Annotated in this window: 14 protein-coding genes; 12 read left to right on the forward strand and 2 right to left on the reverse strand. The window is 36.6% G+C overall.

Going from position 1 to position 19,824, the window contains the following annotated elements:
- Positions 1–82 precede the first annotated feature (82 nt).
- From gldK to ACP3T3_RS18990, 6 genes are all read left to right on the forward strand, one after another.
- Positions 83–1,504, forward strand: a complete 1,422-nt coding sequence (gene gldK, locus ACP3T3_RS18965) for a gliding motility lipoprotein GldK (RefSeq protein ID WP_426477302.1) — start codon at positions 83–85, stop codon at positions 1,502–1,504.
- Positions 1,505–1,564: 60 nt separating this feature from the next.
- Positions 1,565–2,257, forward strand: a complete 693-nt coding sequence (gene gldL / locus ACP3T3_RS18970) for a gliding motility protein GldL (protein ID WP_034693712.1) — start codon at positions 1,565–1,567, stop codon at positions 2,255–2,257.
- Positions 2,258–2,310: 53 nt separating this feature from the next.
- Positions 2,311–3,903 (forward strand): GldM family protein, encoded by a 1,593-nt coding sequence (locus tag ACP3T3_RS18975; RefSeq protein WP_426477303.1) that lies wholly within the window; start codon positions 2,311–2,313, stop codon positions 3,901–3,903.
- 20 nt (positions 3,904–3,923) lie between these two features.
- Positions 3,924–4,862 (forward strand): gliding motility protein GldN, encoded by a 939-nt coding sequence (gldN, locus tag ACP3T3_RS18980; RefSeq protein ID WP_426477304.1) that lies wholly within the window; start codon positions 3,924–3,926, stop codon positions 4,860–4,862.
- Between the two features lie 139 nt (positions 4,863–5,001).
- The gene (locus tag ACP3T3_RS18985; RefSeq protein WP_426477305.1) at positions 5,002–6,036 is read left to right on the forward strand and encodes an NAD(P)/FAD-dependent oxidoreductase; all 1,035 of its coding nucleotides are present in this window, start codon (positions 5,002–5,004) and stop codon (positions 6,034–6,036) included.
- A gap of 34 nt (positions 6,037–6,070) precedes the next feature.
- Positions 6,071–6,331, forward strand: a complete 261-nt coding sequence (locus ACP3T3_RS18990; protein ID WP_426477306.1) for a SemiSWEET transporter — start codon at positions 6,071–6,073, stop codon at positions 6,329–6,331.
- Between the two features lie 68 nt (positions 6,332–6,399).
- Here the strand turns inward: ACP3T3_RS18990 and ACP3T3_RS18995 are convergent, their stop codons facing one another.
- Together ACP3T3_RS18995 and ACP3T3_RS19000 are read right to left on the reverse strand one after the other, a co-directional pair.
- On the reverse strand, positions 6,400–6,834 hold the full coding sequence (locus ACP3T3_RS18995; protein WP_426477307.1) for an META domain-containing protein: 435 nt from the start codon (positions 6,832–6,834) through the stop codon (positions 6,400–6,402).
- A gap of 37 nt (positions 6,835–6,871) precedes the next feature.
- Positions 6,872–7,264 carry a multicopper oxidase domain-containing protein gene (locus tag ACP3T3_RS19000; protein ID WP_426477308.1) on the reverse strand — a complete coding sequence of 131 codons (393 nt, stop codon included), beginning with the start codon at positions 7,262–7,264 and terminating at the stop codon, positions 6,872–6,874.
- A gap of 657 nt (positions 7,265–7,921) precedes the next feature.
- On the opposite strand from ACP3T3_RS19000, the gene ACP3T3_RS19005 reads away from it, so the two are divergent.
- The 6 genes from ACP3T3_RS19005 to ACP3T3_RS19030 all read left to right on the forward strand — a co-directional run bounded on the left by ACP3T3_RS19005 (position 7,922) and on the right by ACP3T3_RS19030 (position 19,823).
- Positions 7,922–8,308 carry a hypothetical protein gene (locus ACP3T3_RS19005; RefSeq protein WP_426477309.1) on the forward strand — a complete coding sequence of 129 codons (387 nt, stop codon included), beginning with the start codon at positions 7,922–7,924 and terminating at the stop codon, positions 8,306–8,308.
- Between the two features lie 148 nt (positions 8,309–8,456).
- Positions 8,457–9,539, forward strand: coding sequence for an efflux RND transporter periplasmic adaptor subunit (locus ACP3T3_RS19010; protein WP_426479989.1), 1,083 nt, complete (start codon positions 8,457–8,459; stop codon positions 9,537–9,539).
- Positions 9,540–9,560: 21 nt separating this feature from the next.
- The gene (locus tag ACP3T3_RS19015) at positions 9,561–12,752 is read left to right on the forward strand and encodes an efflux RND transporter permease subunit (RefSeq protein ID WP_426477310.1); all 3,192 of its coding nucleotides are present in this window, start codon (positions 9,561–9,563) and stop codon (positions 12,750–12,752) included.
- Positions 12,733–14,181 (forward strand): TolC family protein, encoded by a 1,449-nt coding sequence (locus ACP3T3_RS19020; protein ID WP_426479990.1) that lies wholly within the window; start codon positions 12,733–12,735, stop codon positions 14,179–14,181. The genes ACP3T3_RS19015 and ACP3T3_RS19020 overlap by 20 nt, the downstream gene beginning before the upstream one ends.
- Before the next feature lie 275 nt (positions 14,182–14,456).
- A complete protein-coding gene (locus ACP3T3_RS19025) occupies positions 14,457–16,064 on the forward strand; it encodes a T9SS type A sorting domain-containing protein (protein WP_426477311.1) in 1,608 nt (535 codons plus the stop codon).
- A gap of 6 nt (positions 16,065–16,070) precedes the next feature.
- Positions 16,071–19,823, forward strand: coding sequence for a DUF5977 domain-containing protein (locus ACP3T3_RS19030; protein WP_426477312.1), 3,753 nt, complete (start codon positions 16,071–16,073; stop codon positions 19,821–19,823).
- Position 19,824 lies beyond the last annotated feature (1 nt).

The raw sequence follows: 19,824 nt of genomic DNA on the forward strand, positions 1-19,824 counted from the left end.
AGATTTATTCCGTTATTTCAAAAAAAATCTTAAAAGTTTCTTAAAAAAATTATATATTTACGGCTTAATTATAAAAATTAACATGAAAAGGATATTTCTTTTATTATTGTCTGCGTCGGTAGCATCGGTATCTTGTTCAGGTGGTGGCAGCTCTTCTGTAGGGAAGCCAGGAACAAAAGGAGAATTGATACCAAGAGAAAAAACTAAATCATTTGTTGCGGAAAGACCATACGGAATGGTTGCCATTCCTGCAGGTTCATTTGTTGCTGGTTTAGCAGACCAGGATCCGACAAATACCCCTGAAAAAGCATCATTGAAAACAGTTACTGTTTCTTCTTTCTTCATGGATGAAGCAGAGACTACCAACGCGGAGTACAGAGTATTTATCAATTATGTAAGAGACTCTATCGCGAGAACTTTACTAGCTGAAGCTGCCGGAGAAGGTGGTGATGAAGGCGGACGTAAAGGGGCTGCAATAGGAGATTATGCATATCTTGCTAAAAAAGAAGAAAATTTAACACCTTATCAAGAATATATGGAAGGCCAGGGTGGCCGGGAAGATGGTGGCTATGATGCCAGCAAAAGATTAGATTGGAAAATTCCTTTACACTGGAGTACAACAAAATATCCGGATGTAGAATACGCAGAAGTTTTAGAATCTATGTATCTGCCTTCTTCTTCAAGAATCGGAAACGAAAGAATTTTAGACGTAAGCAAGCTGAAATATACTTACCGTTGGGGAGATATGGATGCTGCTGTTGCAGATAACGAAAGAGGAGCTAATTACCTGAGAAGCGAAAGTATCGCGATCTATCCTGATACTACAGTTTGGGTAAAAGATTTCCACTTTGCTTACAATGAGCCTTTGTTTGAACAGTACTTCTGGCACAAGGCTTACAAAGACTATCCTGTTGTGGGGGTAACCTGGGATCAGGCAAGGGCTTATTGTAACTTCAGATCTAAATTGAAAACAGATTACAACGAAAGTTTAAAAAGAAAAAAACAAAGACCATTAATATTCCGTCTGCCAACAGAAACCGAATGGGAGTATGCTGCCAGAGGAGGAATGCAAAATGCTACTTACCCTTGGGGTGGTCCATATTTAATGGATGACAGAGGTTGCTACCTGGCTAACTTCAAACCTAAGAGAGGTAATTACATGGAAGACGAGAAAAAGGGTACTTATACATATACAGCTCCAGTTAAGAAATTTAAGAAAAATGGGTTTGGGTTATTTGATATGGCTGGAAACGTTTCTGAATGGACATCATCTTCGTATAACAATTCTTCATACGGATTCTCTTCTACATTAAATCCTTCTACTAAAGATAAGAATGATACGAAGAAATCTGTAAGAGGTGGATCTTGGAAAGATATAGGATATGCACTAATGACAGGTGCCAGAGATTGGGAAAGAAAAGATTCCGCAAGAAGCTATATCGGATTCAGAACTGTACAGGATATTCCTGAAGCAGCAGTTAAGCCAAGAAGAGTTAACAGATAACTAATCAGATAATTATTTTTCAATAACAATTTTATTTAACATTAAAAAAACTAACTCAATATGTTTAAGACTAAAGATGCTTGGATGAATTTCTTTTATTCATTCGGTGCTGCAATTGTAATTCTTGGAGCTTGGCTTAAAATTACTCACATTACCCTGGGACCAATTAATGGGAATATTGCTCTTACCGTAGGGCTTATTACTGAGGCAATTATCTTTATCATTTTTGCATTTGACCCTCCAAAAACTGAAGAGTCTTATGCCTGGGAAAATGTTTATCCTGAGTTATTAGATAAGCATGCTAATCCAAACCCTTTACACTCTAATGTAACTACTAAAAATACAAGCGCCCAATTTGCAGAATTAGAAAACTCTCTTTCTAACAAATTGGATAAAATGCTTCAGGATGCAAGATTAGATGTTCAGTTATTTGAAAGATTAAGAACAGGAATTGATAAATTTTCAAACTCTGTTGATCAGATCAATCAAACTGTTGACGTATCTGCTTCTACTCATAAATATAATGATCAATTAAATAAGGCTGCTCAGCATATGGAAAGCATGAATGCCCTTTATGCAATGCAGCTTGAAAGCGGCAAAAGACAATCTGAATTTGCCAACAAGTATGTTGCAGATATGCAGAAGTCTGCAGAGCAATCTGAGAAATTCAATCAAGAGCTACAAGGTTTAACATCTAATCTTAATAACTTAAATAGAGTTTATGGTGGTATGCTAACTGCTATGAAGTCTTAATTCCTAACCATTTCTAAATTTAACTACTTAATCAAAAAAACAAAGAAAAGAGAATGGCACAAGGAAAACAGACCCCTCGTCAGAAGATGATCAACCTGATGTATTTGGTGTTCATCGCGATGATGGCCCTAAATATTGATGCAGAAATCATCAGATCATACTATGACTCTACCAGAGCATTGAATGAAACCAGAACTTTAACAGAAAGAAAAAACGAGAAGATCTTTGAAAGAACACTGGAAGCGAAGGCTCAGCAAGTTCCTGATACTTACGCACAGCCTTGGGCTCAGTACAAAGTATTGAAAACCAAAATTGATGTGCTGGTAAATTCTGCTCAGGAAATCAAAACTCTGTTAAAGAAACAATCTGAGTTTCATGACAAAGATCCTAAAACAGGAAAAGAGATTGATGTAAGTGAAAATTTTGCGGCACTTAATAATAATGAAGCAACAACTGAATACTTCTTTAAAGAAGGAGATGAAAATGCCCCTTCGAATAATGCATTAGAATTAAAACGTAAAATTGATGATGTCAAAAACTATATCAATGCTACTTTTGGAAATAATGGCCAGCTTAAAGATTTAGTGGAAAGAGCTAACAAGTCTCTGATTGCGGAGTATCCAAAAGGAACTTCTCCAAACGAAAAGACCTGGTTCCAGAATAAATTCTATCATCAGCCGCTAATCGCTGCCATATCTAATTTGGAAATTATCCAAAATGATGCCAGAAACGTACAGTCTGATGCATTGGCACTATTACTTCAGGAAAAAGTAGATGCGAATATCAAATTCTCAAGCTACGAGCCTATCGTTTCAGGTCCGGTAGATATCCAGGCTGGAAAACAAGCGGAAGTAAAAGTAATGTTAGGAACTTATTCTAACAGTAACAAGATCAGTATCTCTGGTGTAGGCAGAGTAGAAAACGGTAAAGGTATTACCCAAATTTCAGGTTCTGGAATTGGTGAACATAAATTAGGAGGTACTATTACATTAACAGATGCTTCAGGTAAACCACAAAGTTTCCCATGGACACATACTTATAATGTAATCGCAGGACCTAGAGAAGTAAAACTTGAAAAAGGACTATTGCTTTCTGCTGATAAAATGAATGTAATGTATAGAGGACTTGAGAACCCTGTTTCAGGATCAATCTTAGGCGCTGATAATTCTAAACTTTCATTATCTGCTCCGGGAGCATCAGTGAAAAATACAGGACCTGGTAAATGGAGTGTGAAACCAACTTCTGGTAACACCGTTAAATTAACATTATCGGGAATAGATCCTTATGGAAAAACAGTATCTCAGGTATTTGAATATAGAATTAAGAATGTGCCGCCACCACAAGGTCAGATCAGAGGAAGTAGTATAGTGTCTATGCCGGCAACCTCTATCCAGAACCAAACAGTACAGGCAGCAATTCCTGACTTTGACTTCCCGGTTTCGTTTACTGTAACTCAGTTTATGGTGAGAGTACCAGGTAGAGCAGCATTATTAGTTCACGGAAATTCATTGAATGATGCCGCTGGATTAGTGAAAAATCTCAGATCCGGAGATGTAGTTTCTGTCTTTGATATTAAAGTTACTGCTCAAGGTTTAGATGGTCAGGTTATTAAAAACATTACTCCTATAATCATTAACATTCCATAGGACTAAAATTGTAATTTATTATGAAAAAATATATTAGCACCCTTTTAGTATTAGTTTCGGGATTTGCTTTTTCCCAGACTATTCTGAACGCATCTTCTCCGGAAGAGTTCAGACAGATGAGAGCGGAAAACAAACAAAAAGTTGGTGATACTATTGTAGATAAAACAGTAAAGCCTCTTGAATATGGTTTTGTAGAAGATAAAGATATCCTTAAGAGCATGTTTGTATGGGAGATCATTGATATGAATGATAAGATCAACCAGCCATTCTACTATGATAATCCTGATGGTCTCCTTGCTACTCCTACAAGATCTTTATATCAGTTACTGCTTGATGCAGCTTTAAGCGGAAAAATTGAGCAGGTATATGATGATGAAAACTTTACTGTAAAGCTTTCCCCGGAAGGAATCCAGAAAAGACTGGAAAAAGTGATCATCAATGACGCGGCTATTGATATCTTAAACTCAGGAAGACAACTGACTGAGGCTGAAAAGAAACAATATACTGACGTTTTTAAGACCACTACTGACAAAGTAAAGGTTCTTAAGATCATGGGTATGTGGTTTATTGATAAAAGAGACGGACAGATGAAATACAGACCTCTGGGTATTGCTGCTATGGGACCAGATCCTGCAGTACAGGGAGTTATCGGTCCTGATGGGAAGCCAATTGCCGGCAACGATGAACTTATTGACCTGTTCTGGATCTATTATCCAAGTGCAAGAGATGTTTTAGCGAATAATTTTGTTTTCAATAGAAAAAATTCTTCTGCTGACCTGTCTTTCGATGATGTTATCAACGCAAGAAGATTCTCTTCTATCATTTATAAATCCTCAAGCGGTTTAGGAGACGGTACTATTAAAGACTATATTCCTAAAAATGCTGATGAGCAGCTGGAAGAAAGTGACAGAATCAAGGCACAGATTCTTGAAATGGAAAATGATATGTGGAATTACTAGATTTCACTTGATATTTATAGAAAACCTGAGTATTTTTACTCAGGTTTTTTTATTATGAAATCACCCTTTGTTTATTGCCAGGCAATAATCAATGACATAGGCAATTACATATGACCTTTAAACAAATGAAATTTCTCATATGAAAAATGTAGATTATATTATTGTAGGAGACGGTTATGCAGGACTTTTTATGGCTCATCAGCTAATTAAAAATAACAAATCCTTTGTGATCTTTTCTGAAGGAAGAAAAAGTGCTTCTCAGGTTTCAGCAGGAATTATTAATCCGGTTGTCCTGAAGAAGTTTACCACATTCTGGAAGGCGCAGGAACAAATAGATTTTCTTAAAGAGAATCTTAAAGAAATAGAATCATATGCCGGAGAAAACTATCTGATCAATGCTCCTATTCACAGAATTTTTCATGATGAGAACGAACAGCACTTATGGCTGAAAAAATCAGGTAATGAAGAATTGTCGAATTTTCTTGATCAAAATTTTGATCGTTTAGACGTGGTAAAAAATGATTTTCTTACCGGCAAGGTGAATCAGTCTGCGAGGTTGAATGTTAATGGATTTTTCAGTGGTTTATTCAGTTATTTTGAAAAAAATGATCATTTGGTAAAAGAAAAATTCGATTACAATCAATTGAACCCATCTGAATCGGTTTATAAAGATCTTACTTTCAAAAATATTATTTTCTGCGAAGGAATGGGAGTAAAATATAACCCGTACTTTTCAGCGATTACAGTGAACCCGAATAAAGGGCACCACATAAAAGTGAAACTTTCCCGGCCGGTTCCGGAAAACATAACGATTAAAAAGAAACATTTCTTATTTCCAACAGGAAACGGATTGTATTTTTATGGAGGAACTTATGACAGGGAGCAGCTTCACCATCATATTGATGAATCTGCAGTGGAACAATTAATTAAAGGGCTTTCAGCATTTTATCCTTATGATTTCGAAGTGGAAGAAGTGCATTTTGGATTCCGCCCTACGGTAAAGGACAGAAGGCCTATTATTGGCAAACATGAAAAATTCAGTAATCTGTATGTCTTTAATGGACTCGGAGCACGTGGTATCCTGAATGGCTGTTACTTTTCAAGAGATTTATTCCGCTTTATAGAAGAAAATATTCCATTACATGAAGAAATTTCTATGAACAGGTTTCAATAATGTATCTTAGCAGATATTCAAAGATGTAAAATTTATGAATGAAAATATATTAGGGATAGTGGCAGGGGTTCTTACTTCTGTTTCAATGATTCCTCAGCTTATCAAGGTAATCAGAGAAAAGAACGTGGAGGATATTTCTTTGCTTATGCTTTTGGTTCTTATTTCAGGACTTTCCCTATGGGTATGGTATGGCCTTAAAAAAGACGAACTTCCTATTATTTTGTCAAACTCATTTGCTGTTCTTGTGAATCTCAGTCTTCTGGTCTGTTACATCATGTATAACAAAAAAAAGTAAAACCTATCAACATAAAAAAGACGCTTCATTCAACGAAGCGTCTTTATATTTTTATTGCTGCATACAAATTACTGAAGAACAAACTTAGCTAAAGGAGCCATTCTTGCTTTGTTTAAAGTAAGGGTATTTCCATTTACAGAGTAATTATCTGCTGCAAGGATTGCTTTGGTAAACTGATTCTCAATATCAAGATCTTCGCAGGCCATCATAGTAGACATCCCCTGATTAAACTTAATTGTCATGACCTCAGGTTTAATCTCAAATGTTCCTCCTAAACCGTTACATCCGGCATGTCCCTGATATCTCATTCCATCCATCTCAAGTTTAAAATAGGGATTGTTCTTAGGATTTTTCAGCTCAATCGGCTTCCCGTTAAGCTCAGTAAGTTTCCATGTTTTCCCCGTAATATCGGTACTGGCTTTTTGAGTATTTTGTGTTTTACAAGAAACCACGAACAATGCTGCGATAATCAATGCTGAAAAATAATAATATAAACTTCTCATAATGTTTATTTTTTTAATATGAATGCTAATCCTTATGCTAATACGATGCCATTTTTGCAGGACCAGACTCTTTTTTTGCCTGTTTAAGATGGAACAGGACCATATCTGCATTCTTTTTCAGGAAAGTTATATTTCCTTTAATATCAGAGTACTGATACTCCTCATTAGAGGCTGTATACTCGGGTAAGGCACCGCTTTTTTTCAGGTCAAAAGTTTTACCGTTTAAATGTATTGTTGCCGTATTTTTGGTGTTGTTGATGGTTACTTCTATTTTTTCTCCATAGCTGTCAACATACACATTTTTTGAAATGTCATCTGTATTTTCAGGAGCCACAGCAGTAATTGTTTCAGTTTCTTTTCCGGGGTGTTTACATGCTGTTAAGGAAAGAATGGACAATCCCAGAATGATCGGAGTAAATAATTTTTTCATAGTGATAAGTGATTTTAAAGTGTTTCATGAATTATGGTATTAATGCTATATAAATTTACAAATATTTTTAATAAATATATGTTAATTTTACATAAAGTAACAGAAAATTTAAATTGACGTCAATTTAACTCACTGCTTTTTGAAACATTATTCACGAAAAAGAAAGTAATAATTATTGTTGAATAATAAGGATAGTTGTTGTTAATTCAGGGTTTTTAACCGGTTTATCTTCAGTAGTATAGAATGCTTTTTTTTCAGTTCTCATTTGTTGTATAAATTTTCGGCAAAAATAACTCAAAAAGAAGAGAATAACAATAAGTTAATGTTAATAATCTGAAATTATGATAAAGTTTAGTTTTTCATTTTTTTTGAACTAAGCTTCTGTACTGTTTTCAAAAATTGGGTCATCAGGCCTTTAAAAATGTTTAAAAAAGCAACAGCATTATAACAGAATTTTTTTTAATTCATAAAATTGGCTTGATTTTTGAGAATCAAAAACTGCACAGATGAAATGTCATAATTGCCCGGATTATGGCTGAATAAAGGAAATATTTAATACTTATCAGATTTCTGTATTCAGCTAATTTAAAGGAGAGTTAAATTTTGTTAATCTATTATGATAATATCATAATCTGGGTGTACATTTGCGACTTCAAAATGAGAAACTTTATAGTATACCTTTTAACCGGTCTTTTTCTGCTCTTTGTAGTAGAAAGCAGACTCAATGTTAAAATTCTTCGAAATGACTATTCCGGCCATGTTTCTCATCATATGCCAAAAAAAGCCAACCGTTTGAATCAGACTTTTGAAAAGCTTTCTATTCAGCAAATGGCCGATAATATGGATAATTCCACTTTAGAACTTGCCGAAAATGATTTCCAGCTGTCTGATGTATGGCAGGCGATTGTTGTTTTCTCTGCAGTTTTCAGTCTTGTCTATATTTTTGGATTAAAAAGCAACAAGCGGTTTAATCCGGATATTCATGGCTTTGTTCTTGGCGTTGCCACTAAAAGGTTTATTCTTATCCGTTCAATCAGAATTTAAAATTCTGACGATCTGTTTTCTTTCTGCCTTATTACGGCGGAAATACTTTGCGTTGTGTATATGTTGGTAATCAGCACACCGTACCCCTTTTATTACCGTTTATTTTTATTCAAAAACATTAACGATTTATATAAACTCTAGAATTATGATAAAGAGAGTTGCTTCGGGAATTGCGTTGAGTGCCCTTTTATTGGCAGTTGGCTGCAATAAGAAAAAAGAAGAAAAAGAAGAAGTTACCGTATATCCGGTAACATCCCCTGTAGTAATGGATACAGTAATCAATAAGGAATATGTAGCCCAGATTCAGTCGGTAAAAAACATTGAAGTCAGAGCTCAGGAAAAAGGTTTCCTGGAAAAAATCTTTGTAGATGAAGGACAATACGTACAGGCAGGACAGACATTGTTCCGGATTATGCCTAAGCTCTACCAGGCAGAACTGTTAAAAGCAAGAGCAGAGGTAGAACAGGCTTCTATCGAACTTAAAAATGCAAGCACATTAGCAGGAAACAACATTGTTTCCAAGAATGAAAAAGCAATGGCAAAAGCTAAGCTTGATGCGGCCAATGCAGAAATGAAACTGGCTCAGATCCATCTTTCCTTTACCGATATCAAAGCGCCGTTCTCCGGTATTATCAATAGAATTCCTCTTAAATTAGGAAGTCTTGTAGATGAAGGTGATCTGCTGACTTCGTTATCAGACAATACAAGTATCTATACATACTTCAACGTTTCTGAGCCGGAATATTTAAGCTATCAGACCCATGCGGCCGACAGAGGCAGTAATCAGGTATCTCTGATCACTGCAAACGGAGAAACCTATTCGCAGAAAGGAGAAATCCAGACGATTGAAGGAGAGTTTGATAATGAAACGGGAAATATTGCTTTCCGGGCAAAATTCCCAAATCCGGATAAACTTTTAAGAAACGGCGAAACAGGTAAAGTACAGATGTCAGTGCCGGTCCATAATGCTCTGATTATTCCACAGAAAGCAACCTATGAAATTCAGGATCAGAAATATGTATTTGTAGTTGATAAAAACGGAGTGGCAAAATCCCGGAATATCAAAGTAGCCTATGAGCTTCAGGATCTTTATGTAGTAGGTTCAGGAATTTCAAAAGGGGATCAGATCCTTCTTGAAGGAGTTCAGAAAGTAAAGGATGATCAAAAAGTGAAAACAAAATTCCAGGATCCTAAGAAAGTTCTTCAATCATTGAAATTAAAAGCAGAGTAGGGGTCTCTAAAATGAAGCAGTATGTTTAAAAAATTCATTCGCAGACCAGTTCTGTCCATAGTAATCTCATTGATTATTGTATTTATGGGGATATTGTCATTGGTGAAACTTCCGGTGACGCAGTTTCCATCCATTTCTCCGCCTAAAGTAAATATTACAGCGGAATATCCCGGAGCTAACAACGAATTGCTGATTAAGTCCGTAGTAATCCCCTTAGAAAGAGGATTGAACGGGGTTCCCGGTATGAAATATATGACTTCAGATGCCGGAAATGACGGGGAAGCATCTATCCAGATTGTATTTGATCTGGGAACCGATCCCAACGTAGCTGCAGTAAACGTTCAGAACCGTGTATCTTCGGTAGTCAATAAATTACCGCCTCTTGTAGTACGTGAGGGGGTAAAGATTACGCGTGAAGAGCCTAACATGTTGATGTACATTAACCTGTATAGTGATGATCCCAAGGCTGACCAGAAATTCCTCTTCAACTATGCAGATATCAATGTGATGTCTGAGCTGAGAAGGGTAAGTGGTGTTGGTTTTGCCGATATCCTGGGAACCCGTGAATACGCCATGCGTATCTGGCTTAAACCGGACAGGTTAACAGCCTATAATATTTCAGCTGATGAAGTGATGGAATCTCTGAATGAGCAGAGTTTGGAAGCATCTCCGGGTAAAACGGGAGAAAGTTCAGGAAAACGCTCACAGTCTTTTGAATATGTATTAAAATATCCGGGACGTTTCAATAATGAAAAAGATTACGGAAACATTATATTAAAAGCAAAACCTAACGGAGAATCTGTAAGGCTGAAAGATGTTGCCGATATAGAGTTTGGAAGTTCCATGTATGATATTTATTCCACATTGAACGGAAAACCTTCTGCGGCGATCACCGTAAAACAATCCTATGGTTCCAATGCAAGTGACGTTATCAAAAATGTGAAAGCTTTGATGAAGGATCTTGAAAAAAATAACTTCCCGAAAGGAATGCATTACGACATCAGCTATGATGTTTCAAGGTTCCTGGATGCTTCTATGGAAAAAGTGATCCATACCTTATTTGAGGCTTTCATTCTGGTTGCTATCGTGGTATTTCTGTTCCTGGGCGACTGGCGTTCAACGTTGATTCCAGCCTTGGCCGTTCCGGTTTCATTAGTGGGAACGTTCGCTGTAATGTCAGCCTTTGGAATTACCCTGAATATGATTTCCCTCTTTGCCCTGGTAATGGCGATCGGGGTTGTGGTAGATGATGCAATTGTGGTAATTGAAGCCGTTCACGCCAAGATGGAAGAAAAACATCTTTCTCCATTGAAAGCAACAGAAGAAGCGATGCATGAAATCAGTGGAGCGATTATCGCAATTACATTGGTAATGGCATCTGTATTTATTCCGATTGCATTTATGTCCGGTCCGGTTGGGGTATTCTACCGCCAGTTCTCTATTACAATGGCTTCATCCATTATTTTATCCGGAGTGGTGGCACTTACATTGACACCGGCTTTATGTGCTCTGATCTTAAGAAATAACCACGGAAAAGCTAAAAAGAAAACTCCGGTTACTCTTTTCCTGGATAAATTCAATAATGTGTTTACAAAAGGAGCAGGAAGATATGAGAAGATGCTGAATAAAACAGTGACAAAAAAGACAATAACATTGCCGTTACTGCTGGCATTTTGTGCCTGTACATTCTTCCTGAGCAACTCTCTGCCTTCCGGATTTATCCCGGCTGAAGATCAGGGAATGATCTATGCCATTATTCAGACCCCTCCGGGATCTACCTTAGAAAGAACCAATCAGATTGCCAAAGAACTTTTGAGAGAATCTGAAGATATTGATGGAGTACAGTCCGTTTCTTCCCTTGCCGGGTATGAAATTTTAACGGAAGGTACCGGATCCAACTCAGGGACCTGTCTGATCAACCTTAAAAGCTGGGAAGAACGTAAAGAATCTGCCGCAGAAATTATTGAAAAGCTTGAGGAAAAAGCCAAAAATATTCCGGGAGCCAATATAGAATTCTTCCAGCCGCCTTCCGTTCCCGGATATGGAGCTGCAGGAGGTTTTGAACTCCGTCTGCTGGATAAAGCAGGAAGTGGAGATTACCATAAAATGGAGCAGGTAAGTAATGACTTTGTGAAGGAGCTTAAGAAGCGCCCGGAACTTGGGTCGGCATTTACATTCTACTCTGCGAGTTTCCCGCAATATATGCTTAAAATTGATAACGATCTTGCAGAACAAAAAGGAGTCACCATTGAAAAAGCAATGGATAACCTATCTACATTGATCGGTTCCAACTATGAGACGAGTTTCATCCGTTTCGACAGACCATATAAGGTGATTGTTCAGGCCGGACCTCAATACCGTGCCCTGCCAACTGACCTGCTGAAGCTGTATGTTAAAAATGATAAGGATCAGATGGTTCCGTATTCAGACTTTATGAGATTGGAAAAAGTATACGGATTATCGGAGATTACAAGACATAATATGTATAACTCCGCAGAGGTAAGTGGAACTCCGGCACCCGGATATAGTAGCGGACAGGCGATTCAGGCGATTCAGGAAGTTGCGGATAAAACACTTCCGAGAGGTTTTGGTATCGACTGGGCAGGTATTTCCAAAGACGAAGTTAGCCGGGGAAATGAAGCCGTATTTATCTTCCTCGTATGTTTAGGATTCGTTTACCTGATCCTTTCGGCACAATATGAAAGTTTCATCCTGCCGCTTCCGGTTATTCTTTCTCTTCCGGTAGGTATTTTTGGGGCCTTTTTATGTTTAAAACTGTTAGGATTGGAAAACAATATCTATGCGCAGGTAGCAATGGTCATGCTGATCGGGCTTCTGGGTAAAAATGCAGTGTTAATTGTAGAATTTGCTGTACAGAAGAAAGCCGAAGAGGGAATTCCTGTAGCAAAAGCAGCTATTGAAGGTGCTGCCATTCGTTTCCGTCCGATTCTGATGACATCGTTTGCATTCATTGCCGGTTTGATTCCATTGGTTATTGCAACAGGACCGGGAGCGGTTGGTAACAGAACCATTGGTACGGCAGCAGCAGGAGGGATGTTGATCGGAACCATTTTCGGATTGATGATTATCCCGGGATTATATTATATCTTCGGAACCATTGCAGACAAGTCCAGACTGGCAAAATATGAAGAAGAGAATCCTTTAACAGAACAAACTGAACCTTACGAACATGATGGAAAATTTGAAGACTAAAAATATAATCACAGCCATTGCCTTATCGCTTGTACTCGCAAGCTGTAAGGCGCCGATGGCGACTGTCATAAAAGACGAGGTAAAAGAAAATATTCCTCAGAACTTTAATCAGGAAGAGCAGCAGGATGCTAATAACAATAGCGGAACAACTCCATGGAGACAGTTCTTTACAGATCCAAACCTGGTAACCCTGATTGAAACAGCTTTAAAAAATAATCAGGAATTATTAATCACTCTTCAGGAGATTGAAATTGCCAAAAGTGGAGTTTTAGCTAAAAAAGGAAGGCTTACTCCAACAGTTTCCGCCGGAATAGGAGCAGGATTAAAAAAATCCGGACGTTACACCAGTGAAGGTGCCGGTGATGCTACCACAGAGATTGAATCTGGAAAAGAAATGCCGGATCCACTGGGCAATTTTGAAGCAGGATTAAACGCAAGCTGGGAGATTGACATCTGGAAAAAACTCAGAACAGAAAAAGAATCTGCAGTGGCCCATTATCTTTCTACCGTTGAAGGAAAAAACTTTGTCCTGTCTAATCTTATTGAAGAAGTTGCTGACAATTATTATGAATTGTTGGCTCTTGATAATCAATTGGATATCATACAGCAGTATATCAAGCTTCAGCAAAGAGCATTGGAAATTTCCAAAATTCAGAAAGAAGCTGCTGCTGCAACGGAACTTGCGGTAAAGAAATTTGAAGCAGAACTGGCAAAATCCAAAGCGGCAGAATATACGATCCGCCAGCAGATCACGGAGAAGGAAAACCAAATCAATGCCTTGCTGGGAAGATATCCACAACCGATCGTGAGAACAAAGGAAAATTTTATGTCTACCATTCCTCCAACTGTGTATACCGGAATTCCGTCACAGTTACTGGCCAACCGACCTGATATCAAGCAGGCGGAGCTGGAATTAAAAGCTTCAAAGCTGGATGTGGAAGCAGCAAGAAAAGAGTTTTATCCTTCTCTGGAAATTTCGGCAACATTAGGTCTGGAGGCTTTCAAACCTTCATATCTTGTTAAATTGCCGGAATCAATTGCTTACAATCTGGCAGGTGAACTGGCGGGGCCCCTGATCAACAAAAGTGCGATAAAAGCTAATTTTCAGACGGCGGATGCAAAACAGATCCAGGCATTATATGAATATGACAAAACTATTTTGAATGCTTATCTGGATGTCGCCAATTTAATGTCGAAGGTTAAAAATATTGATCAGTATTATCAGTTGAAATCACAGGAAACCAAAGCCCTGGACCAGTCTATTGATATAGCTAATCAGTTGTTCCGCAATTCAAGAGCAGATTATCTTGAAGTTCTTCTGAACCAGAGAGATGCGCTGGATGCCAAAATGGAGCTTATTGAAGCAAAACAGAAACAGCTCAGCACAGTAGTCGACATCTATAAAAGTTTAGGTGGAGGCTGGAAATAAAACATCATAATTCTATCAATAAACAGTTAATGTTTTTTGGAAGGGTCAATTCTTTTGAGTTGGCCCTTTTTATTTTTAATACGACGGGTTCTGTCGTTATACAGAGATGTTTTTGCATCAGAATAAGATTAATTTTAAATATATGTAAAGAGAATAAAACAATAAATAGTATGATTTACATTAGATCTCACGGAAGTGACTTTCATGTCTTAAAAAATGTTAAATTCGCGAAGTTTTAAGAAACTAATTACTAACTCAAAAACAACAATACGGGAATGAAAAAACTTTATCTCGGAGCGCTCACCTTAGGCGCTGTTCTGGGCACATCTGCCCAGGAAGTGGTATGGCAGAAAGACATCCAATCCTCTACCCAGGATTTCCTGAGCCAGGTCACCACAACCATCGATCAGCAGTATCTGATCACTGGAAGTTCTATACAGTCAGCAAGCGGGAAGCCGGAGGCTGGAAGTAAGCAAAACAACGGTTACGATTTTCACCTGGTCAAATTAAACCAGCAGGGTGAAGAAGTCTGGGAAAAATATTTCTCAGGGCAGAACCATGATTATTTATCAGCAACCGTTACCACCCAGGATGGTGGATTTCTTTTAGCCGGAACTTCTTATTCTGGAAAAGGGCTGGATAAAAAAGACGACTCCAACGGAGGATCTGATTTTTGGTTGATCAGGATCAATGAATTTGGGGACCAAATCTGGCAAAAAACCATTGGCTCGCCCGCCGATGAAGAAGCCAGAGCAGTGATTCAAACGACAGATCTGGGATTTTTTGTTGCAGGTAACGTGCAAAACGCTGCAAAAGGATACGGCTCCAAAGATGTCTTAATTACCAGATTGGACAAAGACGGAAAAGAACTCTCCCAATTAATTTTAGGAGGAAAAGGGTTGGATGAAGTAGAGAAGATGATTCCAACGAAAGATGGCGGAGCGTTATTGGGAATGTATTCGAGGAGTTCTGAAGTGAAGGCTGGAAGCGGGAAGCTGGAGGCTGGAAGTAGTGTGAAGAACGACTCTTATTCCAAAGCCAGCAACAACTTTGGTGAAGGCGATTATTGGATTGTCAAGCTGGATAAGACCGGAAAAGTTGAATGGGAAAAGAACTTTGGAGGGAAAGGCGATGATCATATCAGAACCCTGGCGTTAACTTCAACCGGCTTTATCATCGGGGGAGAATCCAGATCAGAAAGATCAGGCAATAAAACGGTTGGAATTGAAGAAGGTACAGACTTATGGCTGATTTCTTTAAATGAAAAAGGTGATGAACAGTGGCAAAAATCCTACAACTTCAAAAACAGAGATATCCTGATGGGAATGAGCGTAGTAAACGGAAGGATGGAAGATGGAAGCGAGAAGTCTAAAGGCATTCTGCTGGGAGGCTACACCCAGGCTGAAGGAAGAATAGAAACGGATGATGAAACCTTCTGGATGCTGTATTTGGATCAAAATGGAAATGAGCAGTGGAGAAAACACGTGAAAGGAGAATCAAGCAAGAAGGAAGAGAGACTTTCTGATTTAAAGCTAAACAGAGACGGCTCCATTATCCTTGCCGGAACCAGTGCAGAAGAACTCGGCAAAGAAAACTGGAAAATAGTAAAGCTTGGCGACAAACAGGTTGACCAGTTAATCGAAAAATACGATATCAAGATCTATCCAAACCCAGTATCAGATTATGCTTACGTAGAAATAGGCTTTGACTTTAAAGAAGCTGATATTCTGTTGTACGACATGAGCGGAAGACAGCTTCAAAGTATTAAAACAAAAAATAAAGTAACGAAGATTAATACTCAAGCACTCATTCAGGGAGCTTATCTGGTAACTATAAAAACTGATACTAATAAAATGGCTAATGCTAAATTGATTAAGAAATAAAACATAATGAAAAAAATAATCCTATTGATTTCTTGCTTATCTACAATGGTAATTCAGGCTCAAATCCAAACTGCTTCAAATTCTATTATCCAAAACGCTGTAAATAATACAGCAGTAGTATCTCCTAATACGGCAGCATTATTCAGGTATGCCGAAACACCAGTTTCTTTGTATACAGGAGTACCTGATATTACTATACCTCTTTACACAATTAAAGAAGGTGATATTGAAGTTCCAATCTCTATTTCATATCATTCTGGCGGAATAAAAGTAAATGATGAAGCTTCTTCTGTAGGATTAGGGTGGTCATTAAATACAGGTGGGATGGTATCACATATTATGGCGGGAGCCAATGACTTTAGTACATATGGATACTATAATATTTATCCTAAAAATGCCACTGGTTATGTTGGATCAGTAACAGGTTGCCCTACTCCTACATGGAATAACAGTACTGCTGTAAGCTCATACTATAGTAATACTTTTCGAATGCTTGTTAATGATCCGCAAGGTTCTCTATATCCAGAATATGATTTTCAGCCTGATTTGTTTCTTATTAATTTGCCAGGTAAAAGTTATAAAGCCTATTTGGATATGACAAAAACAACTAAAACTAATTATCCAAAATTTGCTATAGAGGGACAGGCTAATATTAATTTTAAAATCATTCCTAGTATGGGTTTTCAGCCTAATGCTTTTGGAGATTATAATTTTCAGATTACTGACGAAAAAGGATTAAATTATTATTTTGATCAAAGAGAGATAACACGATCTAATTATACAACACCCGCTACCGGAATTTCTGATCTTCTTTCGAAAATAGAAGATACAAAAGGAAAAAGTATTAAGTTTTTTTATTCTAATTTTTCACTTAGCGGAATATGGAGATTAGCAGGTTCAAGAAGTACAAGAGTAAATTTTACCCCTACTCAAGGAATACCTTCAGGAAGTGGTACAGGACCTAGCTATTTTAATAATAATTTTGGAGCAAATTATTATAATAAACAAAGAATAGATGAAAATTATATTCAGAAAATTGAATTTACCAATGGTAAAGTTGAATTTACTTGGGAAGACAGGGAGGATATTAATAAATCCAAGAAATTAACTTCTGTTAAAATATATAACAACTATAAACTTATTAAACAATATGATTTCAATTATGACTATTTAATAGCTAACGATAATCTTAATACAGAAAAAATAGCTAGCTGGTTAGTAGCACCAAACAATAAAGTCCTAACACACAGATTGAGATTATTAAGCCTTACCGAATCACTGACTAATGAAAGATATTCTTTTGATTATAATACAGCATATAACTTACCTAATAAATTGAGTTTTGCTGTAGATTTTTGGGGATATTACAATGGGCAGAATAATGATGATACTTTTATTCCATCTCCGGATAAATTTGTAAAAGGAACAAATCCATTTACCCTTACATCTTTTAATCAAGACCCAACAGGATACTGGTATCAACTCCCTGCATATCAAATTCCAAGTCCAACAACACCTATTTTTGATGAAGAGACAACTATGCTTTATACTTATAAAGCAGATGGTAAAAAATATTTATCCGATAGGAGAGCTTCTCTTAGTGCATTAGCGGGAATTTTGACAGGGATAAATTATCCAACAGGGGGAAGAACAGAGTTCGAATATGAATTAAATACATTTTCCAATTATCCAATACAGTCATTAATGGATAATATTAGTTCAAATCCCGAAAAGGATTATAGTTTGGGAGGAGGAGTGAGGATAAAAAATATTAAAACAATAGAAAAGCCAGGTGCAGTTCCTTTAATTAAAAATTATGTTTATGAAGAACTCAATAATAATAAAACAAAAATTATATCCAATGGAAATTTAGCTGAATTTCCAAAATTTTATGAAATAGAAAACAGATGTTATACCTTACAAAGTGATCTCGGTGGAGGTTCAATAGTATCAAATCCAAGTTGTTCAATTCAATATTTACCTAGTACATATGCAGAATATCCATTTAGGATATCAGTATATGAAGGTACTCTGGCTGAAGGTGTATCAACTCTTACCCAAAAAGGCGCTGTAGGGTATTCTAAAGTTATAGAACAGGTTAATGGAAAAGGAAAAACCGAGAACTATTTTATTAATAATGTAAGTGGTTCTTGTTTGACCATGATGCCTAGAGGAAAGAATTATGTTATTGGAAATGGGGATATAACCAAACAAAGATATTATGATGAAAATAATTCATTAATTAAAGAGGTAGGATATAATTATAAGTTTAATTCTCAAGATAACTTAAATACCTATTTTATATCTGGAGCAGTATTAGAACCTGTAAGTACGTTTGTTGATCATAATTTTACAACAAATGGTTATGCTCCATTTGGAGGACTTATTCATACTTATACGATTAGCCTATATAAGTCTTTGCTTGAATCTATCGTAACTAAAGAATATTTTCCAGCTGGTACTGGTAATTATATGGAAACAAAATTATTTACGACTTATAATAACAGATATTTACCTAAAACAGAGAAAACAACATTTCCCGATACGTCGATAAATGAAACTTCTTATAGTTATGCTGAAGAAAAAGGAAATCAGTTAATGATTAGTAAGAACATGGTTGAAATTCCAATGGAGACTATTGTAACACAAACAAAAAATGGATTAACCAAAACTTTATCAAAAATAGAAACTATTTATCCTACTTCATTACCCGATGTTCAGATTGGTGATTTTATACTCCCTAAATCTGTAAAATCCTCTGATTTGATTGATAATACATCTTCAACAGAGGTGACATTGGATAAATATGATGCAAAAGGAAATCTTATCCAATACACAACCAAAAACGGATCCCCAGTATCTATTATTTGGGGATATAACTTTAGCTTACCAATAGCAAAAATCGAAGGAGCTAAATATGATGATGTAAGTACATATATTCAGAACATCATTACATTATCTAATGAAGATGCAGGAAATCCTGTTAAAGAAGAGTTGCTATTAGTTGCACAGGATAATCTTAGAAAAAATAATAATTTAAACAATTATCAGGTTACTACTTATACTCATGACCCTTTAATTGGAGTAACAAGTGTTACACCACCTTCAGGAGTTAGAGAGTATTATAAATATGATATTACTAATAGATTAGAAAAAATCGTAGATGTTAATAATAAAATAATAAAAGAATTTAAATATAGATACGGTAATAGCTCTCCTACAGTGAATACTAATGATGAAAAAAGTGGAGTGTTTACAAGAACAAACTGTACTGGTAATACAGTAGGAGGTTCTTATACCTATATTGTTCCTAGTGGAACATATACTTCTGATGTGAGCAAACTAGCAGCAAATTTGATGGCAATAGAAGACGTTAATACTAATGGACAAAATATAGCTAATCAAAATGGTGCTTGTATACCGATTGTATCTTGCGATTTTACATTCTCTCCAGTACTCGGAAATCCATCATATATTTATAATTCAACAACGACAGTAAATAGCAATGTTAATTTTTATGTTTCATTTTCAAGTTATGGAATTTGGCAGAGCTGGGGAAGTGGGTTAACCTTTGGTAAGGTAGGAGCATCTTGTATACCTTCAGTAAATAGAGAAATAATTTATACAGAAACAAGCTTTAATCGCAAATGGAGAATTTTTATTGATACCTCTGGAAATTGCAATGCAACACTTATTTCTGGAACGGTTGATCCTGCTTCGCAGAATTCAATAAATTTTTATTTTCAATACCAAAAATAAA

It is taken from the genome of Chryseobacterium sp. CBSDS_008 (assembly GCF_049959325.1).
Taxonomy (GTDB): domain Bacteria; phylum Bacteroidota; class Bacteroidia; order Flavobacteriales; family Weeksellaceae; genus Chryseobacterium.

Coding starts and splice junctions, on each gene's coding strand:
- gldK (WP_426477302.1), top strand. CDS start 83: ATGAAAAGGATATTTCTTTTATTATTGTCTGCGTCGGTAGCATCGGTA.
- gldL (WP_034693712.1), top strand. CDS start 1,565: ATGTTTAAGACTAAAGATGCTTGGATGAATTTCTTTTATTCATTCGGT.
- ACP3T3_RS18975 (WP_426477303.1), top strand. CDS start 2,311: ATGGCACAAGGAAAACAGACCCCTCGTCAGAAGATGATCAACCTGATG.
- gldN (WP_426477304.1), top strand. CDS start 3,924: ATGAAAAAATATATTAGCACCCTTTTAGTATTAGTTTCGGGATTTGCT.
- ACP3T3_RS18985 (WP_426477305.1), top strand. CDS start 5,002: ATGAAAAATGTAGATTATATTATTGTAGGAGACGGTTATGCAGGACTT.
- ACP3T3_RS18990 (WP_426477306.1), top strand. CDS start 6,071: ATGAATGAAAATATATTAGGGATAGTGGCAGGGGTTCTTACTTCTGTT.
- ACP3T3_RS18995 (WP_426477307.1), bottom strand. CDS start 6,834: ATGAGAAGTTTATATTATTATTTTTCAGCATTGATTATCGCAGCATTG.
- ACP3T3_RS19000 (WP_426477308.1), bottom strand. CDS start 7,264: ATGAAAAAATTATTTACTCCGATCATTCTGGGATTGTCCATTCTTTCC.
- ACP3T3_RS19005 (WP_426477309.1), top strand. CDS start 7,922: ATGAGAAACTTTATAGTATACCTTTTAACCGGTCTTTTTCTGCTCTTT.
- ACP3T3_RS19015 (WP_426477310.1), top strand. CDS start 9,561: ATGTTTAAAAAATTCATTCGCAGACCAGTTCTGTCCATAGTAATCTCA.
- ACP3T3_RS19020 (WP_426479990.1), top strand. CDS start 12,733: ATGGAAAATTTGAAGACTAAAAATATAATCACAGCCATTGCCTTATCG.
- ACP3T3_RS19025 (WP_426477311.1), top strand. CDS start 14,457: ATGAAAAAACTTTATCTCGGAGCGCTCACCTTAGGCGCTGTTCTGGGC.
- ACP3T3_RS19030 (WP_426477312.1), top strand. CDS start 16,071: ATGAAAAAAATAATCCTATTGATTTCTTGCTTATCTACAATGGTAATT.